General features: G+C 38.9%; 17 protein-coding genes. 5 read left to right on the plus strand and 12 right to left on the minus strand.

Going from position 1 to position 22,213, the window contains the following annotated elements; all coding sequences use genetic code 11:
• The first annotated feature begins 92 nt into the window (after positions 1–92).
• The 5 genes from pheT (at position 93) to LVD15_RS01445 (ending at position 5,704) form a co-directional block, all read left to right on the plus strand.
• Positions 93–2,510, plus strand: coding sequence for a phenylalanine--tRNA ligase subunit beta (gene pheT / locus LVD15_RS01425; RefSeq protein WP_233778511.1), 2,418 nt, complete (start codon positions 93–95; stop codon positions 2,508–2,510).
• A gap of 113 nt (positions 2,511–2,623) precedes the next feature.
• Complete coding sequence (locus LVD15_RS01430) at positions 2,624–2,920, plus strand: hypothetical protein (RefSeq protein ID WP_233778512.1); 297 nt, start codon at positions 2,624–2,626, stop codon at positions 2,918–2,920.
• Positions 2,921–2,931: 11 nt separating this feature from the next.
• Positions 2,932–3,216: a cell division protein ZapA gene (locus LVD15_RS01435; protein ID WP_233778513.1), complete on the plus strand. Its 285-nt coding sequence runs from the start codon at positions 2,932–2,934 to the stop codon at positions 3,214–3,216.
• 196 nt (positions 3,217–3,412) lie between these two features.
• The gene (rny, locus tag LVD15_RS01440; protein ID WP_233778514.1) at positions 3,413–4,978 is read left to right on the plus strand and encodes a ribonuclease Y; all 1,566 of its coding nucleotides are present in this window, start codon (positions 3,413–3,415) and stop codon (positions 4,976–4,978) included.
• Between the two features lie 69 nt (positions 4,979–5,047).
• On the plus strand, positions 5,048–5,704 hold the full coding sequence (locus LVD15_RS01445; RefSeq protein WP_233778515.1) for an HAD family hydrolase: 657 nt from the start codon (positions 5,048–5,050) through the stop codon (positions 5,702–5,704).
• Between the two features lie 79 nt (positions 5,705–5,783).
• On the opposite strand, the gene LVD15_RS01450 is transcribed toward LVD15_RS01445, so the two are convergent.
• From LVD15_RS01450 to LVD15_RS01500, 12 genes are all read right to left on the minus strand, one after another.
• The gene (locus tag LVD15_RS01450) at positions 5,784–7,397 is read right to left on the minus strand and encodes a sodium:solute symporter (protein ID WP_233778516.1); all 1,614 of its coding nucleotides are present in this window, start codon (positions 7,395–7,397) and stop codon (positions 5,784–5,786) included.
• Positions 7,398–7,648: 251 nt separating this feature from the next.
• On the minus strand, positions 7,649–8,716 hold the full coding sequence (locus LVD15_RS01455) for an aldose epimerase family protein (RefSeq protein ID WP_233778517.1): 1,068 nt from the start codon (positions 8,714–8,716) through the stop codon (positions 7,649–7,651).
• Between the two features lie 199 nt (positions 8,717–8,915).
• Positions 8,916–10,424, minus strand: a complete 1,509-nt coding sequence (gene araA / locus LVD15_RS01460; protein ID WP_233778518.1) for an L-arabinose isomerase — start codon at positions 10,422–10,424, stop codon at positions 8,916–8,918.
• A 32-nt stretch (positions 10,425–10,456) separates the two neighbouring features.
• Positions 10,457–11,158 carry an L-ribulose-5-phosphate 4-epimerase gene (locus LVD15_RS01465; protein ID WP_233778519.1) on the minus strand — a complete coding sequence of 234 codons (702 nt, stop codon included), beginning with the start codon at positions 11,156–11,158 and terminating at the stop codon, positions 10,457–10,459.
• Positions 11,151–12,434, minus strand: a complete 1,284-nt coding sequence (locus LVD15_RS01470; protein ID WP_306416965.1) for a ribulokinase — start codon at positions 12,432–12,434, stop codon at positions 11,151–11,153. The genes LVD15_RS01465 and LVD15_RS01470 overlap by 8 nt, the downstream gene beginning before the upstream one ends.
• On the minus strand, positions 12,353–12,847 hold the full coding sequence (locus LVD15_RS27055; RefSeq protein WP_306416824.1) for an FGGY family carbohydrate kinase: 495 nt from the start codon (positions 12,845–12,847) through the stop codon (positions 12,353–12,355). The genes LVD15_RS01470 and LVD15_RS27055 overlap by 82 nt, the downstream gene beginning before the upstream one ends.
• 325 nt (positions 12,848–13,172) lie before the next feature.
• Complete coding sequence (locus LVD15_RS01475; protein WP_370687391.1) at positions 13,173–14,801, minus strand: family 43 glycosylhydrolase; 1,629 nt, start codon at positions 14,799–14,801, stop codon at positions 13,173–13,175.
• 75 nt (positions 14,802–14,876) lie between these two features.
• A complete protein-coding gene (locus LVD15_RS01480) occupies positions 14,877–15,875 on the minus strand; it encodes a glycoside hydrolase family 43 protein (protein ID WP_233778521.1) in 999 nt (332 codons plus the stop codon).
• Between the two features lie 13 nt (positions 15,876–15,888).
• Positions 15,889–16,884, minus strand: a complete 996-nt coding sequence (locus tag LVD15_RS01485; RefSeq protein ID WP_233778522.1) for an arabinan endo-1,5-alpha-L-arabinosidase — start codon at positions 16,882–16,884, stop codon at positions 15,889–15,891.
• A 1-nt stretch (position 16,885) separates the two neighbouring features.
• A complete protein-coding gene (locus LVD15_RS01490; protein ID WP_233778523.1) occupies positions 16,886–18,859 on the minus strand; it encodes an alpha-L-arabinofuranosidase family protein in 1,974 nt (657 codons plus the stop codon).
• Between the two features lie 9 nt (positions 18,860–18,868).
• Entirely contained in the window at positions 18,869–20,419 is a 1,551-nt protein-coding gene (locus LVD15_RS01495; RefSeq protein ID WP_233778524.1) for an alpha-N-arabinofuranosidase, read from the minus strand.
• Between the two features lie 243 nt (positions 20,420–20,662).
• Positions 20,663–22,195 carry a RagB/SusD family nutrient uptake outer membrane protein gene (locus LVD15_RS01500; RefSeq protein WP_233778525.1) on the minus strand — a complete coding sequence of 511 codons (1,533 nt, stop codon included), beginning with the start codon at positions 22,193–22,195 and terminating at the stop codon, positions 20,663–20,665.
• Positions 22,196–22,213 lie beyond the last annotated feature (18 nt).

A 22,213-nucleotide genomic window follows, 5' to 3' on the forward strand; every position in this document is an offset into this window, starting at 1 on the left:
CTTCCAAAAAAAATCATTTAACCATCCTTAAAAGCTATAAATGTGTAATTTTGCTGACTTAACATTTTAGCAAATAAACGGCATTTTAAAGCATGAAAATATCTTTAAACTGGCTTAAAGAATATATAGATTTAAATCAGTCACCTGAAGAACTTGGTAAAATTTTAACTGACACTGGACTGGAAGTAGAAGGTCTGGATCCTTTTGAACAGGTAAAAGGAGGCCTGAAAGGATTAGTAGTAGGAGAAGTACTTACCTGCGTACCTCACACCAATGCAGATAAACTTAAAGTAACCACTGTAGACTTAGGTGGCGATGCTCCCACACAAATTGTTTGCGGAGCTCCTAACGTTGCTCAGGGACAAAAGGTGATAGTAGCTACAGTTGGCGCTACTCTTTATCCTGAAGGACATGAGCCTTTCCAAATCAAAAAGGCAAAAATAAGAGGCGAAGTATCTCAAGGAATGATCTGCGCTGAAGATGAAATTGGCTTAGGCCAAAGCCATGCAGGTATTATGGTACTAGATACTGACTTGCCAAACGGAACTCCGGCAGCAGAGTATTTTGACCTTACTGATGACACCATCATAGAAATAGGCCTTACTCCTAACCGTGCTGATGCTGCCTCTCACATTGGTGTAGCCAGAGACCTAAAAGCAGCGCTTAAGCAAGAAGTTAAATGGCCTGACGTTTCTGCTTTCTCAGTTGATAATACTAATAGTAAGATCACGGTATCTGTAGAAAATGAAGAGGCTTGCCCACGTTATTCAGGCATTTCTATCAGCAATGTAAGCGTAAAAGAATCCCCTGAATGGCTTCAGATAAAACTGAAAACATTAGGACTAGAGCCCATCAATAACGTGGTGGATATCACCAACTTTGTGCTTCATGAAACAGGCCAGCCACTCCATGCTTTTGATGCCAGCCAGATAAAAGGCGACAAAGTAGTGGTGAAGACCTTATCTGAAGGCACTAAATTCACTACTTTAGATGATAAAGAAAGAAAATTAAAAGCTGCCGATCTAATGATCTGTGATGGTGAAGGTAATGGTATGTGCATCGCCGGAGTATTTGGAGGAAAAGGATCTGGAGTTAAAGAAAGCACTACAGATGTATTTCTTGAAAGCGCCTACTTCTCTCCTGACTACATCCGTAAAACCGCTCAACACCATCAGCTAAAAACTGATGCTTCTTTCCGCTATGAAAGAGGAACAGATCCTAACATAACTGTTTACGCACTTAAAAGAGCGGCTTTACTTATTAAAGAACTAGCCGGAGGAGAAATCAGCTCAGAAATTACTGACCTGTACCCTACTCCTATTGAAGACTTTAAAGTTCCTGTGAAATATAAAAACGTTCACCGCCTAATCGGCAAGGACATTTCTAAAGACAGGATAAAAGAAATATTAACGCTGCTAGACATCAAAATCACTGAAGAAACAGAAGACAGCTTCCTGGCTCTTGTTCCTCCATACAGGGTTGATGTACAAAGAGAAGCAGATATTGTAGAAGAAATTTTAAGGGTGTACGGATTTAACAATGTAGACCTTCCAGATCATGTACAAAGTGATTATTTGGCAGAATTCCCTTCTACAGATAAAGATAAAATACAGAAAACCATCACCGAACTGCTGGTAAGCCAAGGTTATTACGAGATTTTAACTAACTCACTTACCAAGCCTCAGTATGCTGAGAATGCGCCTGAGCTTAATGAAAAAGAGAGTGTACAAATTCTCAACAAGCTAAGCGAAGACCTGGCAGTATTAAGACAGAGCCTGCTACATACCGGACTTGAGGTGGCGGCTTATAATATTAACAGAAGGCAGTCTAACTTAAGACTATTTGAATTTGGTAAAAGCTACTTCCATATTGAAGATAGCTATGTAGAAAAGCAAAAGCTTGCTATTTACCTTACCGGAGATATTGAAAACGAAAACTGGATCAACAAGAGCCGAAAAGTAACTTTTCATGACCTTTACCAAACAGTAACTTCTGTAATCAGCCGTTTAATATCAAAAGAAGTAACTACAGATGTTACTCATGATTCGCCATTTGCATATGGTTTGGTGGTAAAACTAGGTCAGAAAGAACTGGCCAAACTAGGAAAAGTAAACACCTCTACTTGCAAAAAAGCAGGTATAAAACAGGAGGTATTTTATGCTGAAATAGATTGGAACCTTTTAATGAAAAAGGCCGCTAACAGCGTAACATTTGAAGAAGTATCTAAATTCCCTGAGGTAAGACGTGACCTTTCATTGGTGATTGATAAGAAAGTGACCTTTGAAGAAATCAAAGCCCTTGCTACAGGTAAAAATCAGAAGTTCATTAAAGCGATTAATGTTTTTGATGTGTATGAAGGAGAAAACATTGGCGAAGACAAAAAAGCCTACGCCATAAGCTTCACGCTGGAAGACAAAGAAAAAACCTTAACTGATAAGGTGATCGATAAAACAATGAACAATTTGATTCGGTTATTTGAAAATAATCTTAATGCTATTATCCGGAAGTAGGATAAGTAAAGTTTAATCTTTAATTTACATTTTAAATGACTAGTAACATTAGTTAATAATGCTTACTATAGAACACTCAAAATGTAATAATGGAGGTCAATTTATAAATAACAATGAATAACGATCAGCTCAAAGCTAGCTTACAAACTCTTGAACGTAAGATTAATTTATTATTGGGTGACCATAAGGCGCTGAAACTAGAGATTTCTAAACTTCAGGAAGAAAATCAGGAGTTGCACACGGTGCTAAAGCAGAAAGATGAGCAGATCAACAACTTTCAAAATAAGATTAAAATTAGTAAGATTGTAAATAATATAGATACGGAAGAAGGTAACACTTCTGAGTTAAAGAGGAAGATTGACGATTATATTAAGGAGATTGATAAGTGTATTGTACACTTAAGTAAATAATACCGCTCCATATGGACGAACTTTCAATAAGAATAAAAATTGCCGATAGAGAATACCCCATGAAGGTAAAGGTGGAGGATGAGGCCAGGGTACGCAGTGCCGGTAAACAAATTAATGAAAGAATTAGATCTTATAGAGAACAATTTGGCATAGATGATAAACAAGATCTCTTAGCCATGGTAGCATTTGATTGTCTGGTTGACAAAATGGAGTCTGATGAAAAACAGCACAATATAGATGATAGTGTTGTTGATAAAGTAAAGCAACTTAACAACCTGATAAACCAATCCTTATAAATCATTCCTTCCGCTTTAGCAGGATTTACCTTTTTCTGTAATTCGATTAACAGTGCGTGTTAGTTACAGAAGAAAAGGAAACATATGGCTTATAAATTTATAAAAACAAAGGTAAATCTAACCAATTTGGCTTTTGGGCTATCTGCCGGGCTTCTGTCACACCCACACCACAACCTAACATCATAAACGTATAACAATGGCAGAAATAATTTATGTAATACTCGCAGGTGTTGTCGGCCTCGGTATTGGTATAATGATAGGCAAGTCTCTTATTAATAAAATAAATGCCCAAAAAGAGCTTGAAATTGAGGAGAAGGCAAAAAGTATTGTAAAAGAAGCAGAGCTATCTGCCGAAAACATCAAAAAGAACAAGATCCTGGAAGCCAAAGAGAAATTCTTGAAGCTAAAAGCGGAGTTTGAAGAAGAGGCCTCTAAAAAGAAAAACATCATTATAACCAATGAAAACAAGCTAAAACAAAGAGAACAACACCTTTCAAAAGAGTTTGAACAAGTAAAAAGAAAAGAATCTGAGATAAAAGAGCTTAAAGATAAGCTTGCTGCTCAGATAGATGTGGTGAATAACAAAAAGGTAGAACTAGATAAGTTTAACCAACAAAAGGTAGCCATCCTTGAAAAAATCTCTAATCTTACCGCAGAAGAAGCTAAAGAACAACTGGTAGAATCACTCAAAGATGAAGCCCAGACCAAAGCTTCATCATTCATTAAAGACATTTTAGAAGAGGCCAAACTTTCTGCTACCAAGCAGGCAAGAAAGGTAGTATTAGAAACCATTCAGCGTACTGCTACGGAGCACGCTATTGAAAACTGTGTTTCTATCTTCAATATAGAGAGTGATGATATCAAAGGTAAAATCATTGGTCGTGAAGGCCGAAACATCAGAGCTTTGGAAGCTGCTACAGGTGTAGAAATTATAGTGGATGACACCCCCGAGGCTATCATCATTTCAGGCTTCGATCCTGTAAGAAGAGAAATAGCCAGGCTATCATTACACCGTTTGGTAGTGGATGGCCGTATTCACCCAGCCAGAATTGAAGAGATTGTAGCCAAGACCAAGAAAAATATAGAAGAAGAAATCATTGAGATAGGCGAAAGAACAGTGATTGACCTTGGTATCCACGGCTTACACCCTGAATTGATTAAGATGGTGGGTCGTATGAGGTTCAGATCATCTTACGGACAGAACTTATTACAGCACTCCAGAGAAGTGGCTAACTTATGTGCCACCATGGCTTCAGAGCTAGGCCTAAGCCCTAAACAGGCTAAGAGAGCAGGCTTACTTCATGATATTGGTAAAGTATGGCCAGATGAGCCAGAAAAGCCTCACGCGATCATAGGTATGGAGCTGGCACAGAAATATAAAGAGCATCCAGTTGTTTGTAATGCCATTGGCGCTCACCACGATGAGATTGAGATGACTTCTATGATTGCTCCAATCATCCAAGCTTGTGATGCCATATCAGGTGCAAGGCCAGGAGCCAGAAGAGAAGTAATGGAAAGCTATATAAAACGCCTGAAAGAGCTTGAGCAGCTTGCACTAAGCTTTGACGGTGTACATAAATGTTATGCGATCCAGGCCGGTAGAGAGCTCAGAGTAATGGTAGATGCTGATAATGTGAGCGATGACAGAGCAGGACAGCTTTCTTTCGATATATCACAGAAGATAGAGAAAGACATGCAGTACCCGGGGCAGATAAAGATCACCGTGATCAGGGAAATGAGGTCTGTAGCTTACGCTAAATAATTAATAAAAACCATTGTAAATGAAAGCTGTTTTAGAGATAAAACAGCTTTTTTAATTTTAAGTAATACCATGTCTAAAAAATTTTGTGCAGCCATCTTTGATATGGATGGCGTAATCGCTGATACTAATCCCTTTCATCAAAAATCTATTAAGCAATTCTGCCAGAAATATGACAAAGACGTTTCTGACGAATTCCTAAAAGAAAAAGTATATGGAAGAACTAATGAAGACTGGATACCAGAAGTATTTGGCAAACTAGAACATGATCAGCTTAAAGCTTATGCTGATGAAAAAGAAGAACTTTTCAGAGAGATTTACAGACCAGAATTAGCTCCTGTAAAAGGTATTAAGGCTTTTCTTGACCATTTGAAGCGAGACGGAATAAAAATGGCCGTAGGCACCTCTGCCACTGTAGAAAATGCTGATTTTATATTACAAGGCCTGGGTATAGAAAGCTATTTCGAAACTATATTGCATTCAGCTCATGTAACCAAGAGCAAGCCTGATCCTCAGATATACCTTAAAGCCTGCCATGGCGTAGGTTATGATCCTAAAAACTGTATTGTATTTGAAGATTCTTTATCAGGAGTAGCGGCAGGAAAAGCAGCAGGATGCAAAGTAGTAGGCATTACTACCACGCACACAGAAAAAGAGTTGGAACATTGTGATTTAATTATCAGAGACTTCAGCATGCTTACCCCTTCTGTGCTGGAAAACATCATGTAATAACACATGCCCTTAAAACACGAAAAGTTCTGACCAGTTTCCCGATCAGAACTTTTCTATTGTTAAACAAATACAGTTGCTATTTTCCGTTAAAGTATACCATTACGGTTATTACCATTATCAGCACCACAAGAGATGCTACGATATCTACCCAACCATAACTGGTTTTATTACTTTTCTTATCTTCTTCACTCAGCGTTCCAAAAGTAAGTCCTGCTGTTTTTTCTGCAGGTGGTGGAGCTGTAGCTAAACTCACTATAATAGTAAGAGCCACACAGAACAAGAAGAAATATGCACCAAAGGTTAAGAAGTTCATATCAGCCAGTTCGAATAAGAATCCATCCAGGCTTGGCTTAATAAGCTCCAGTGTAATTCTTGCAGCAGCCACTATTAAGCCGACTACAAGCGTAGTATATGCCCCCGCAGAGTTAATACGCTTCAGGAATATACCTAGCAAGAATATCGCAGTAATTGGAGGTGCTATATAACTCTGTACACTTTGTAAATATTCATAAAGTACACCTGAAATGTTAGCCATAATAGGAATCCAGGCGATACCACAAACCACTACAATACCTGTAGCTATCTGACCAATCTTCACTAGCTTATGCTCAGGAGTTTCTGGTTTAAGCTTTTTATAAATATCTACTGTAAACAAGGTAGAGCAAGAGTTAAATACAGAGGCCAATGAACTCATAAGCGCTGCCAAAAGACCTGCAGCCACAAGACCTCTTAAACCTGAAGGCAATAAGTTACTCATTAAAACAGGGAAAGCTTCATCTGGAGAATCCCACTGTAACTCACCTCTTTGTTTTAATACTAAAGCTACCACACCAGGAATTAAGAATAAGAATACAGGTAATAATTTCAAGAATCCTCCCCAAATGGTACCTCTTCTACCTTCTTTAATGTTTTTCGCTGTTAATACACGCTGAACTATATACTGGTCAGTACACCAATACCAAATACCAACAATGGTACTACTCATAAACAAACTTGGCCATGGAAAATCAGGGTCAGTAGCTGGTCTCCACATATTGAAATACTCAGGACCTAATGTGTCTTTCATGCTAGAGAAACCACCTACAGCATTTACACCCATAACAGTAAGCGTAGCCGCTCCTATAATCAGCACTATGGTTTGTAAAGTTTCTGTGTAAATCACTGCTCTCATACCACCTAATATGGTATAAAGTCCGGTAAGAATAACTGTAGCTAATGCTCCTACCCAGAAATTGATTCCTAGTAAAGCTGATACTACCACACCACCTGCATAAATAGTTACAGATATTTTTGTAAGCACATAGGCTAACAAAGAAAACACTGATAACAACCACCTGGACTTAGCGCTAAATCGCTTCTCCAGGAACTCAGGCATGGTAAACACACCGCTACGCGCATAAAAAGGCAAGAACACCCAGCCCAACATAAGTACTACCCAGGCATGTAGCTCATAAATGAGCATTGGAAACTTATCACTAGCACCAGCACCTGCCAGCCCTACTACGTGTTCAGATCCAATGTTTGAAGCAAATATTGAAGCTCCTACTACAAACCACCCCACATTTCTTCCCGCTAAAAAATAATCTTCTGTGTTTTTCTGCTTCTTTAAAATAACCCAAAGGGCTACTCCAAAGAGCACCAGAAAATAAATACCAATAAATACCCAATCCAGGGTGTCTAATGTTTTCATATACAATTAATTTAGGTCACTTAGAAATGGCGACAAGCTTTAACTATGAGAGTCCATTAATTAAAGAGTGAGCATATTTCATGAGTTAATTAGTTTAAATAATTCTGTCATATTACACCGAACAATGCTCCAAAATTGGAAGCTTTTCTTATTTGGTACTTTTGACCATAAGTATGTTTTATGATGTGCAATATGTCAAAAACAAACGATTGCAAAAAACTTAAAAGGAATTTTCTTTAAAAAATTTTCGCTTATTTTAAAGAAAAGCTATATGTAGTTTTAGTGTTATATGTTTGTCCTGGTTCTAATACTACGCTAGGGAATTCACTCTTATTAGGAGCATCAGGATAATGCTCTGTTTCCAGGCATATAGCTGATCTTTCTGCATAGTTTACTCCTTCTTTTCCTGTGAGTGATCCGTCTACGAAGTTTCCTGTGTATACCTGAATAGCGGGCTCTGTAGTAAGCACTTTCATAAACCTTCCGCTCTTTTCATGATAAAGAGTAGCCGCTTCTTTCATTCCTGCATCACCGTTAAGCACCCAGCAGTGATCATATCCTTTGGCTAGCTCCAGCTGATCATTATCCGCTCCTATTTCTTTACCCACTGTTTTAGGTGAAGTAAAATCAAAAGGAGTTCCCGCCACTTCTCTTAGCTCTCCGGTAGGAATGAGTGTACTATCTATAGGTAAAAATGCTGAGGCATCTACACTAAGTACATGATCAAGTATATCTTTAGATGGATCTGCTGACAAGTTGAAATAAGTATGCTGAGTAAGGTTTACTATAGTCTTCTTATCAGTAGTAGCAGTATAATCTATTTCTAAATCATCATCATTAGTAAGCATGTAAGTAACGGTTACTTCTAAGTTACCAGGGTAACCTTCTTCCATGTCTTTGCTTAAATAGGTAAGCTTTAGACCAACGCCGCTGGCATTAGTAATTTCCTGAGCTTCCCAAACCACTTTATCGAAGCCTTTGTCTCCACCATGTAGGTGATTAGGACCATCATTAGTAGCTAATGCATATTCCTGACCATCTAATGTGAATTTTCCTTTGGCTATTCTATTTCCAAAACGGCCGATTAATGCTCCTATGTAGGGGCTCTCCAAATACGTTTCTACATTATCGAATCCTAGTACTATATCACCCATGTTTCCATCCTTATCCGGAGTTTTTAAGGTAGTAATAATACCTCCCAAGGTAATGACACTCATTTCAAGTCCATTAGCATTGGTAAGTGTATATTGTTCAACTTTTTGTCCATCCGGAGTAGTTCCAAAATCACTTTTGGAGATAGCAGTACTGTCTTTTTTCATATCTGACGATGTTGTATTTAGCTCTTTTTTGTTTGAATTAGTAGAGCATGAAGTTATCATAAAACAAGTTAGTAGCGATAAAACTATTAAATAAACAGCAGATTTAGTTTTCATAAGGTTTAAATTTTAATGATCTGCCGAGCTATAAATATATGACTCCCGAGGGTAAATCACATATTTATAGCGGCATAATATTTATTTACATACCATTTTGGAAAAGGTGATAATACACTTCGTTAGAATGAACAGTATCTTTAAAGTCTCTGATTTTAGTATCTTCATCTATAACCAAAAGCTCAATACCAGCCATTTCGGCAAAATCTTCCATATATTCTGTGGTAAGCGCCTGGCTAAACACAGTATGGTGCGCACCACCAGCTAAAATCCAGGCAGTAGCAGCCACTTCTAAGTTAGGCTTAGCATCCCACAGTACGCGAGCTACAGGCAGTTTTGGTAAATCGCCCATTGGCTTCACTGCTGCCACTTCATTCACTATTAAACGGAAACGGTTGCCCATGTCTATTAAAGAAGCATTGATAGCATCTCCAGGAGCAGTATTAAATACCAAACGAACAGGATCTTCTTTACCACCTATTGATAATGGATGAATTTCACATGAAGGTTTTCCATCAGCAATTGACTCACAAATCTCAAGCATGTGAGAGCCTAATACATATGATTTATGAGGAGTGAAGTGATAGGTATAATCTTCCATAAAAGAAGTACCTCCTTCAAGACCTGCATTCATCACCTTCATAGCTCTTAGTAAAGCAGCTGTTTTCCAGTCTCCTTCACCACCAAAGCCATAGCCATCAGCCATAAGTCTTTGTACTGCTAAGCCAGGGAGTTGTTTTAGGTTACCCAAACTTTCGAAAGTATCAGTAAATCCTTTGAAGTTACCTTCTTCAAGGAACGCTCTAAGTCCTAATTCTATTTTAGCAGAATCTTCTAAAGATGATCTTTTCTCTCCACCCGCTTTTAGCGATGCTGTAAGGTTATAAGAAGCTTCATATTCTTCTAATAATGTTTTAACCTGAGCATCAGTTACTTCATTGAGGTGTTTTTCTAAGTCAGGAATGTCATAACCGTTTACAGAAAAGCCAAATTTCATTTGAGCTTCTACTTTATCACCTTCGGTAACGGCTACCTCTCTCATGTTATCACACAAACGAGCGAATTTAGCTCCTTGCCAGTCTGCCCAGCCAGATGCTACACGGCACCAAACGCCTAATTTCTTCTGTACAGAGTCAGTTTCCCAGTGACCTACTATCACTTTTCTGTTCTTTCTCATACGAGACATCATAAAACCAAACTCACGGTCACCATGTGCCGACTGGTTTAGGTTCATAAAGTCCATATCAATGGTAGACCATGGAATCTGAGCATTGAACTGAGTGTGCAAATGCACCATTGGCTTTTTCAGGATGCTTAAACCGGCGATCCACATTTTAGCAGGAGAGAAAGTATGCATCCAGGCTACAATACCGATACAGGCAGAAGAAGAATTAGCCTCAAGCATCAGCTTCTGAATCTCTTCTGAAGTAGTAAGTAAACCTTTGTAAACAATTTTTACAGGTATTCTACTACTGCCGTTGAGTCCTTTTACTACCTCTTCAGAATGAGAGGCTACTTGCTGAAGTGCTTCATCTCCATATAAATGCTGGCTTCCCGTTACGAACCACACTTCATTTTGTGAAATATCGATCATTTTATTTTATAATCTATTTTATTAATTACTCTTTAATTTTGTCCGTAATAAGCATTTTTACCATGCTTTCTTTGGTAATGCTTATTGATCAGGGCATCTTTCAAACGAGGTGCCTCTGGGTTAATCTGTAAAGTAAGGTATGCCATACGACCTAGCTCTTCCATTACTTTGCTATTATACACTGCTTTAGCAGGAGTTTTTCCCCATGAAAATGGTCCATGATTTCCTAAAAGCACCATTTCTACTTCTTTATGAGAAATGCCTTTGGCTGCGAAGCAATCTAATATTTGCTTGCCCGTCATGTGCTCATAGTCGCCTTCAATGTATTCATCTGGCATGGGTGGTGCACAAGGAATATCAGCCACTAAATGGTCTGCATGCGTAGTACCGAAGATGGGAATATCTCTCTGCGCCTGCGCCCAAGCTACAGAGTAAGTAGCATGTGTATGAGCTATACCGCCTATATCTTCCCATTGGCTGTAGAGATAAGCGTGGGTCTTAGTATCTGATGAAGGTCGCATTGATCCTTCTACCAGATTATTTTCAAAGTCTACAATTACCATGTCCTCTGGTTTCAAATCATCATAAGGAACACCGCTTGGTTTTATTGCGAATACGCTGTCATCTCTATCTACCGCACTTACATTTCCAAAAGTGTAAATTACCAGATCAAGAGCAGGAAGCTGCATATTGGCCTCATAGCATTCCCTTTTCAGCTCTTTATATTTACTCATGTATTTGTTCTTTTTGTTTTTTCGAAGTCATTGATTCTACAAAAGCTCCCAGCTTAGTGTATTGATCAAAAAGGCCTTTGTACAGCTCTACCTGATCAGGCTGAGGTAGATATTCTGCCTCAAAGCCACTACCCATATGACGAGAAGCTTCTTGAATGTTAGTATATACGCCAGCGGCAACAGCAGCATACATAGCCGCGCCCAGAGCAGGTGCCTGCTCCGAAACGGCTATTTTAATCGGCATATTTAAAACGTTGGCCAGGGTTTGCATTATAAAAGGTGACTTTTTAGCCACGCCCCCTATACCTACCACTTTATCTATTTGAACGCCCTCGTTTACAAAGCGATCTACAATATTTTTAGCTCCAAAGCAGATGGCCTCTACCAGCGCTCTGAAAATATGCGGAGCCTGTGTACCTAAAGTAAGGTTCATCATGGCACCTTTCAAGGCCTGATTGGCATCTGGTGTTCTTCTTCCATTTACCCAATCCAGCGCTACAGGAGCACTCTCAGAAACAGGTATTTTTTCAGCCGCCGCAGATAAGTCTTTAATCAGATTCTTCTTGATCTCGGCTATCAGCTTGGTTTTAGTTTCTTCATCTATTAACTCTGACTGAGTAAGCAGGTTGTTTACAGGCCAGTTAAGGATGTCTCCAAACCAGGCCAGTACATCACCAAAAGCAGATTGACCGGCTTCCAGCCCTACCATACCAGGTATTACAGAGCCATCTACCTGACCACAGATACCTTCTACAAGGTTATCTCCTACAGCCTCATTAGATGCTACAATTATGTCACAAGTAGAAGTACCCATTACTCTTACTAAGGTGTGCTCTTCTACCTCTGCGCCTACAGCTCCGGAGTGAGCATCAAAAGTACCTACGGTTACTACTGTTTCTTCAGTAAGGCCCAGCTTTTCTGCCCACTCTTTGCTAAGCTTACCAGCTACCTGATCAGAGGTATAAGTTTCCTGGTACAAATTGCTTTTAAGGGTGATTAAGTGAGGATCTAACTGAGAAAGGAAATTATCTTCAGGAAGGCCGCCCCAGTCTGCATGCCACATGGCTTTATGACCAGCAGCACAACGGCTTCTTTTGAAAGAAGGCAAATCTTTATCAGAAATAAGCCAGTAAGTCATCAAATCACAATGTTCCATCCAGGTCCATGCACTGTCACTTACTGCTTTGTCTTCTCTTATGATATGTAAAATTTTAGCCCAAAACCATTCAGATGAGTAGATACCGCCTTCATATTTAGTGAAGTCCTCTCCCCCCAGCTCTTTGCCAGGTGATTTATTTCAGCGGCCTCGTCTATAGCTGTGTGGTCCTTCCAAAGAATCATCATGGCATTAGGGTTTTCTTCAAAACCTTCTACCAGCGCTAGTGGCCGACCGTCTTTATGCATAGGCACCGGTGATGAGCCAGTAGTATCTATAGAAATACCCTTGATGTGTTCAGGGGCTATTTTTGATTGCTTTACTACTTCTTTGATAGTAGCCTCTAGCCCTTCTATGTGATCAAGAGGGTGTTGACGAAATTGGTTGTCTTCTGGCTTACAGTATTTTTTCTGTTTCCATCTTTCATACCAATGAACATGAGAGGCTAACTCCTCTCCATTAGCTGCATTGATTAATACAGCACGTACTGAATCAGTCCCGAAATCAAGACCTATTACGTAGTCATTCTTCATAGCGCTTGTTCAAAAATTTTTTAATTTTTTCTAAAGTAAGAAAAATAATTTAATAAGTGTATTTTTTACAATTAAAATTTAATACAACAATTATTCTCTCTCAACCAGAACTGAAAATCGAAATAAAGTCAACTTTCTTCTTGTAAAATCTTATTGTATCAGAGATCCCGGGAAATAAAAAAGGATGTGTGCTGAAACAAAACCTGAACACTGCCAGCACACATCCACATTTGTTTATAATAATCTGATAGATCTAAAATTAACTAACAGGCTATTAAAAAGAGTAAGCATCCTCTAATATTTCTTTAGTTTATGTCCTTCAATTTTACTCTTTACTAATTTTCTTTACATATGAACCAGAAGCATTTTCATAAGAAAGAATATAAATGCCTTTAGGTAAAGTCGAAACATTTACCTGATGAGCATTCCCTTTAAAGCTTTCTTGCTTCATCAGCTTACCTTCAACATCTATAATTTTAAGTGTAGTAACCCCCTCGGTTGTTTCAGGCAATATAATATTAACCTGATCAATAACAGGGTTAGGATAAACGCCTGAAAGCTCATTACTAACTTCTCCTTGATCTAAGCGTACAGTCTGTAAACTGGCAGATACAGCATCCATTCTGAATTGCTGATTAGTACTTTGTGAGTTACAATCATACTGAAACACGTTAGCACCGTCATCAGTAGAGAAGCTGTTTACATCTAAACATTTGCCAGTAGCCACTGATCTAATAGAATAATAGCCACTACCTCTATTTACCAATTCCCATTTTTGACAATCATTGTTGAGCCAGCTCCAAAGTCTAACATTGGTTGCATTGGCACTATTACAATCTTCTAAATCAAGCGCTTGATTTGGAGCACTGACCGGAGAAATACGGTAACTTCCTCCCATCTGTGTAAAATTCCATTTTTGACAATTATTATTCAACCAAGACCACTGTTGTACATTGGTTCCGTCTGTGTTACCACAGTCTACTACATCAAGCGCTTTTCCGCTATGTCTTGGTGTAATACGGTATGTGCCTGAAGGTACTCCAGGACCTGACGGCGGCGTGCCTACATATGGCCATCCGTTTGCAACTCCAAAATCTGATCTTACCATAAGTTTGGCATTACCGTTGTCATTCCCATCATAAAAATGGTAAGTAAGTCTCCCCTGTCCATATCCAAAATGTCCCGGTCCTATAATGTTTCCATTTCTATTGGGCAAAAACACTCTTTCTCCTGTGTATGGCCCTGTAATACTGGTTGACCGTGCTACTACTATATAATAACCAGAATTTACGCCATTACAGCATAATCCTCTTTGATAAAATAGATAGTAATAACCTCCAGCTTTATACAGGCCTGGTCCCTCTACTTGGCCGGATACTAAATGGGTAGTGCCTGATATTGGTTTTCCTGTACTAGTGCTTAACTCAATTATATCTATTCCACTTTGCCAGTTTCCCCAAGACATCCATAATCTGCCATTATCTAAAAGTAAAGCTGGATCTATGGCGTTATTACCTGCCACGACCATACCTCTATCTGTCCAAGGACCAGCAAGGTTAGTAGCAGTAGCTACTCCTATAGCTGCCGGAGCACCATTACCAGCACATGAATAGTAAAGAAAGTACGTATTACCTATTTTAATCACATCTGGTGCCCAAAAAAAACCATTAAAGCCGTCTACATAATTGCTTATCCATCCTGGCCAGGTACCTGGAGCAAAAGGTGTTGGTTCTGGTCTCCAGTCACTAAAATTAGCATTACTGGATGACATGGCCCAAACACCATTTCCTGTGGTAAAAATCCAGTATCTTCCATCGACATTTCTGACCATTGTGGAAGGATCATGGCTCGGTGGGTATTGAGCCCAAGAGGCTACCGAAATCAGAAAAAAGGAAACAAGAAATATCCATTTCCTAAAACATTGAATTGATTTGTTTTTAACTTTTCCCATCATTTTAGATTTATTTATTGGTTGAACATTAAAATACCTGCCCAGCACTTAAAGAAAGTGCTGCTTACAGGTTTAGCCTTAATCAGGAAGAATACCTTTTTCTGTTTGCACTATTTTCTTTATGGTGCCATCTTCATTATAATATAGCTGATCAATACATACAGAACGTCTGAATTCTCCTCCATCAGGAAGCTTTGCATTATGATAAATAAAATACCATGTGTCTTTATATTCCAGAATAGCCTGGTGATTAGTAGGTGAATTAGGTATTCTGTCATTTAAGCGGCCTTTGTATTCCCACGGTCCTTCAGGGCTGGTAGCCATAGCATAGTCTATATACTCAGGGTAGTCAGCCGCAAAGCTTAAGTAGTAATACTCTCCTCTTTTATGCACCCAGGGAGCCTCTGTGAAGTTAGGCAGATCGATAACATGAATATCTCCATCAAGCTCTATCATATTATCTTTAAGCTTAGCCCATTTGCATACAGTATTTCCCCAGTAAATATAGGCTTGCCCGTCATCATCAATAAATACCGCTGGGTCTATATCATCCCATGTAATATCTGTTTGAGTAGTCATATCATTAGTAATCAGAGCTTTTCCCAACGCATCTTTAAAAGGGCCTTTGGGGCTATCGGCTACAGCCACACCTATAGCTTTACCTGGTACTGTAGCATGCTCTAAAGTAACATACCAATAGAATTTACCATCCTTCTCTACTACATGAGAAGCCCAGGCATCTGCTTTAGCCCATGAAAAGTCAGTGGTTTTTAAAGTAGGACCATGATTCTCGAAATGGATCATATCAATGGTGGTAAATAGCAGCCAGTTTTTCATCCAAAAGCCTTTTTTACCCACCTCCTGTTCATCATGACCGGTATATAAGTACAGCGTATCATTATAAACCATAGCCGCCGGATCAGCGGTATATACGTCTTTAATAACTGGGTTATAGGCTTGCGTACTATCTTGCTTTTCTTCCGTTTGCACTGATGGCTCTTCACTAGAAGTTTCCTTTTTAGAACAAGAGCATAAAGCAGCAACTAAAAGCAATGAATAGAAGAGTTTTAATTTCATAGTTAAGTGATTCTTATTTAGACAAAACGCTCTGATCTATGACAGGCCAGAAGTCACTATCCCAGTTGATTTTTGTGATTTTTAATTTTGGTTTACCGTCATCATTCATGTCGTAACCATGAAATACCAGATAATCCTCTCCATCAAAAGTATAGGTAGAGTTATGCCCTACTCCGGGCCATTTTTTGTTTCCACTTAATAGTATTGTACCTCCCCCTTTGGCCATATCTTTCCCTTCTTTATCTAGATATGGACCTGTAACCTTTTCAGAACGACCAACAACCATTTTATAAGTACTTTCGGCTCCTCTACAGCAATAATCCCAAGAGGCAAATAGGTAATAATATCCATTCTTTTTAAAGATAAAGGGAGCTTCAATTGCTGCATCTCCAGGCTCCTTATCATCTAAAAAATCAGTTCTTTTACGGGCAGCAATGGTGTACCACTCCTGTGGCTCAGCCAGTGCAGTACGATCTTCGCTTAAGCGCACTAACTTAAGTCCACCCCAAAAAGAGCCAAAGCTCATCCAAGGAGTACCATTATCATCTTCTACCAAATTAGGGTCAATGGCATTCCAAAAATCACGGTTAGGCACTGATTGCACTACCATCCCTTTGTCTATCCACTTAAAATCTTTATCTGCAGGATCTAGTGTTTTATTCATAACCAACCCAATGGCTGATGTATTTTTAGCAAAAGCCGAAACAGAATAATAGAGATAATACCAGCCATCATGATATGAAATATCTGGCGCCCAGATATGACCTTTAAATTCTTTCACTGTTTCTAAAGCCCAAGAAGGGGGCTCAGCAAAAACCGAGGCCTCCTTCTTCCAATCTTTCATGTTTTCTGAGCTATAAACCGCAATACCCCAGCCGGTGCAAAACAGATAATACTTACCTTCTTCTTTTGCCACCACTGGATCATGCACTAAAATATCACTGCTCTGTGTGCAACCTAACAATGGCAGCAACAAGATAAATGACAATAGTATTATTGTTCTTTTCATGTTATTTTAGCTTAGCTCTGAGTACATAAAATGCATTAGGCTCCAGCGTCATTTTTAAAGTACCACCTTTAATTTTGATCTCACTACTTTGAGGACTTACCTTTTTAGGAGCTTCCAATGAGTTAACTGCGTTCATATCATCTGACTTTAATAGCTGCTGAGTAGCTTTAGAGGCAAACTTCTTCCCTTTGGGAGCCAGGGTAATTTCTTTGGCAGAAGCATTAGCATTTACCATTTTTATAATCACTTCTCCTGTTTTATCATCAATCACAGCAGAAGCATATAATTTATCCTGACCTTTAACAGGCTCATTATTACCCGTTAAAGAAAGTAAATCTGTACCGCTATTGGTAGAAAAAAGCTTTTGTACATAGTAATTCGGTGTACCGTATGATTTCACATTATCAAACCAAATCAGATCAGGAGTCCATTGCCAGGCATCTACATGAGCAAATAGCGGAGCATAAGAAGTCATATACACCACATCAGCATTACGCTCCAGCCCTGTCATGTAAGCAGCTTCTGAAAGGGCGCACTGCCAGCTATTTTTATTTTCCGGACTAGCAATGGCTACACTCTGAGCCGCATACTCACCGGCAAATATTTTATAGCTATCTCTATCATAGCTATCATACCTATCTGCATTTTCTAAAAACCATTGAGGATCTTTATAATAATGCTCATCTACTATTTCAGCATTAATTTTCTTTAGTTCCTTTTCAGCATAGTCAAACTGCTCTCCTTCCGGGAAAGGGCCCGTTCCTGAAACAATAATCATATCCGGGTACTGACTTTTTATGGCTTTGATAAATACCTTAAGTCTTTCGAAGTATTGCGGGCCCCACTGTTCATTACCCACACCAATGTATTTTAAGTCAAAAGGCTCAGGATGGCCCATATCAGATCTTACTTTACCCCATGTAGTACTCACATCACCATTAGCAAACTCTATCAGATCTAGTGCATCATCTACATAAGGATCAAGCTCCTCTAAGGGTACCAACTCGCCAGTATTAAACTGGCAGGCAATACCACAACTCAAAATTGGTAAAGGCTCTGCGCCCATATCTTCAGCTAATTGGAAGTATTCAAAAAAGCCAACACCAAATGTCTGGTAATAATCAGGAGTAGGTCTGTGACTAAACTCTGTGTTCCAGCGATTAACGATCATTTTTCTATCTGCTACATGACCTACTGTTTTTTTCCACTGATATCTTTTGGCTAAGGTTCTACCTTCTACAATACAACCACCAGGAAATCTCAAGAAACCAGGATCAAGATCAGCCAGTAACTGTACCAAATCCTTACGAAGTCCCATTTCCCTGCCTTTCCAGGTATCTTTTGGGAAGAGAGAAATCATATCCAGGTCTATCTCTCCTTTACCCTCAAAAGTGACGAGCATTTTAGCCTTAGGTACTGTGGCTGTAGCGGTAATACTGGCCTTGTATACCTCCCAGCTTTTACCATCAGGGGTTATGCTGGCGTTACCTATTTCATTGTTTTTATCATCTATTAATGAGATGTTGATTTTACTGATGCCGGATTGTGTGGCTTTAGCCCAAAGCGAAAGGTTATAAGCAGCCCCTTCTTTAATCCCCATACCTCTGAAGCCTTCATTGATCAGCTTATAACCATCGGCATCTTTTACTACAATTCGGGCAAAATGATTATTAGGTTCATCTCCTTCTTTAATGACCTTAGCAATACCTGATTTTTCATTCATAGAATGCCTGTCACTATTAGGTTCCAACCAGCCCATCATAGGCTCATCAAATTCAAATGAACGATTTTTAACTAATTCGGCATAGATACCTCCATCAGCAGCAAAGTTGATATCCTCGAAAAAGATACCGTACATGGTAGGCTGTATCTTGGCTACTGGCTTAGTATCCAGTTGCCACTGGGCATCTTGAGCAAAAGCCGAACTGCCCCAACTGGTAATAAGGGCGGCAATAATATATTTAGTTATTCTCATGTTTACGTTTTATTTTAACTCTAATACCACTACTGAAAAAGGTGGCATTTTTACACTTAACTTTCCTTTTTTGGATTTAAAATCTTTAAAAGCAGCAGGCTTAATATTCTCTGGTTTTTCAAAAGTATTATGATCTTGCAGCTTAGCAGAAGTGAGTATAGTACCAGTAATATCCTTCATGTTAAGCGCTGCCAGATCTACTTCTATAGTCTGTTCTTTTTTTGAATCTATATTTACTAATGAAATATGTACAGCTCCATTTTTAGCTTTTGAGGCAGCAACCGAAACGGCTGGCAATTTCTTTCCTTCAAATTCATAATCAGGAGTTTCTAAGGTCAATGGAATAAGCTGAGCGTCCTGATGCACCTTATACATATTCATGACATGATAAGTAGGTGTAAGAATCATGTTTTTACCATCAGTAAGAATAACGGCCTGAAGCACATTTACTGTTTGTGCCAGATTGGCCATTCTCACTCTATCACTGTGGTTATTAAATATATTTAAAGTGGTACCGGCTATCATAGCATCGCGCATAGTGTTTTGCTGATATAAGAAACCAGGGTTAGTACCTTCTTCTACATTATACCAGCCGCCCCACTCATCTACAACCAGAGCTATTTGCTTTTTAGGGTCATACTTATCCATAATGGCAGTATGCTTATTTACCAGTTCTTCCATTTTCAAAGCGGTTTGCATGGTAGAAAAATATTGTGCCTCACTAAAACCAGCTGCAGAACCCTTATCATTCCATTCCACAAAAGAATAAGAGTGCAGCGCCACGCCTTCAATCAGGTTCTTAGGAATATCTCTCATAAGCACCTCCGTCCAATGATAATCATCTACATTAGCTCCGGAGGCAATACGGAAAAGGCTATCAGTATTAGACCAGTCAGTCATAAAAGTAGCATACTGACGATACAGGTTTGCGTAATATTCAGGAGTCATATTACCTCCACAGCCCCACATTTCATTACCTACACCCCAAAAAGTAACATCCCAGGGATCTTTACGGCCATTTTCAAGTCTTAGCTTAGACATAGGGCTTCCGCCTTCATGGCCTACATATTGTACCCAGTCAGTTAACTCCTTTACTGTGCCACTACCTACATTAGCCGCCAAGTAAGGCTCCGTACCTAATTCTTCACACATATTTAGAAAATCATGAGTACCAAAGCTATTATCTTCAGTTACCCCACCCCACCAGCGATTCACTATGGTAGGCCTATCTTCTTTTGGACCAATACCGTCTTGCCAATGATAAGTATCTGCAAAGCAGCCTCCGGGCCATCTTAAATTGGGTATCTGTAGCTCTTTTAGAGCTTCAATGATGTCATTTCTAACACCATTGGTATTCGGTATTTCACTATTTCCTTCTCCTACATAAAAGCCATCATAAATACAACGGCCAAGGTGCTCTGCAAAATGACCATAGATGTGCTTATTTATGATTGGGGCATCTTCCTTTAGCTGAAGCGTTACAGTGGCATCTTGACCATAGGTAACACTCACAGAGAATAAGAAGATGATCAGGTTCAGGTATAAAAAGTTTAATTTCATTTATTTATGATTAACTGTATTTACAAGACTTATAACAGAAGTAACAACCGTGGTTTCTAAGGAAATGCGGCCATCAAATCTAATTTTAAAAAATTTCTAGAACTTCCTCTTTAATTAAGACATAGGCCTAATTTCCCTTGAAATTCTAGATTCTTTTTTCATGGAAAAGCCAGAAGTCATTATTTCAATGTACGAAGCAAAAAGCCTCCTTACTATCAAAAGGAGGCTCCTTTACTCTGCCTCCTAATTAGCAGAATTAGGCTTTAAGTTTTTATTAACATCCAATTCTATCTGAGGTATAGGTAAATACTCATTTCCTGGAGTCCAACTGTCAAAATCGCTATCGTGAGCTTTTAATTCTGCTAATTTTTCAGAATCGTAGAGCCATCCCCATCTAATAATATCATGAATCCTAATACTTTCAATGGCCAATTCAAGAGCTCTTTCATGAGCAATCTGATCTCTCATCTCTTCCGCTGTCATATCAGGTCTTACAGTTGTCAAATCTGGTAATTCTACCCTATCTCTAACCTCTTGAATATACTGATATGCTTCGTCCGTTCTACCATCTTCATTCAATGCTTCGGCATACATTAACAGTACATCTGCATATCTCAAAATCCTATAGTTAATACCTGAATTTTCTGTACCGTTGTTTTCATTAGTATAACCTTCTATACCATCATGTGTATATTTTTTGGGATAAATACTAGTTTCCGGGTTGATCCATCTACCTCCATATGCGATTTCTGACACACCTTCTTCATAAAAAGAAATAGTAGAAAAAAGCCTGGGGTCATAATCTCCATCTACAGTTTTCTCTTCCTTAAATTCTTCGAAAATCCAGTGAGTAGGAAGAAAATCTGAATAGCCTACACCCTCCATAGCATAAGTATGTCCAACGGAACTCACCTGCCTCCAATTAGCCTGAGGTTCTCCTCCATAATTATAAATTGAGCCCCCTACTGTATTAGGATCAGCAAATTGAATTTCAAATAATGACTCTGAATTATTCTCGTTAAATGGTTTAAAATTATCTCTATAATCAGGAACTAAGCTATAGACATTCAACTCAGGGCCTTCTACCAAAAGTTTAAATTCCTCTATCGCTCTTTTCCATTCCTTTCTATAAAGTAAGGCTTTTCCCAGCATGCCCGTAGCCGCTCCCTTTGTAGCTCTTCCCGTTTGTCCCTGATCGGGTCCTACCACACTATTGTAAGAAATCGGAAGAAGAGATTTAGCCTTCTCAAAGTCATCAAAAATCTGCGACCAAATCACCTCTTCAGTATCTGTTTCAGGATAATAATCATCTTGAAACTCTGGTATCACTGTGATGATTGGAATTTCTTTATAAGTATTCGCCAAATTAAAAAAGGCAAGTCCTCTCAAAAAGTAGGCCTGTCCTAACAGTCTCTGCTTCAACTCTTCTTCCATCTCAATATCAGGAACATAGGTTAAAACCTGATTCGCTCTGTAAACAATCTGATAATGAGCTTCCCAGATCCATCTAACCGGGTCTGAGGTAGGAAATATGGTAAAATTAGCTACTTGAACTAAATCTTGCCAAGGGCTATCTCCTGTAAAATCATCACCTCTTCCATCTGTTAATGCAGGGTACATTCTCATATACCCTCCATCTGTAATGAAGCCGGTATAAACTGCATTTACCGCAGCTACGGCCTGATCCTGATTCTTCCAATAATTCTCTGCTGTTTGTGAGTTAGGATTAACCACATCTAGTTTGTCATCACAAGCTGATATTATCACTATCAACATCGCAAGGATTAATTTATA

Source organism: Fulvivirga maritima, assembly GCF_021389955.1.
In the GTDB taxonomy this organism is placed as follows: Bacteria; Bacteroidota; Bacteroidia; order Cytophagales; family Cyclobacteriaceae; genus Fulvivirga; species Fulvivirga maritima.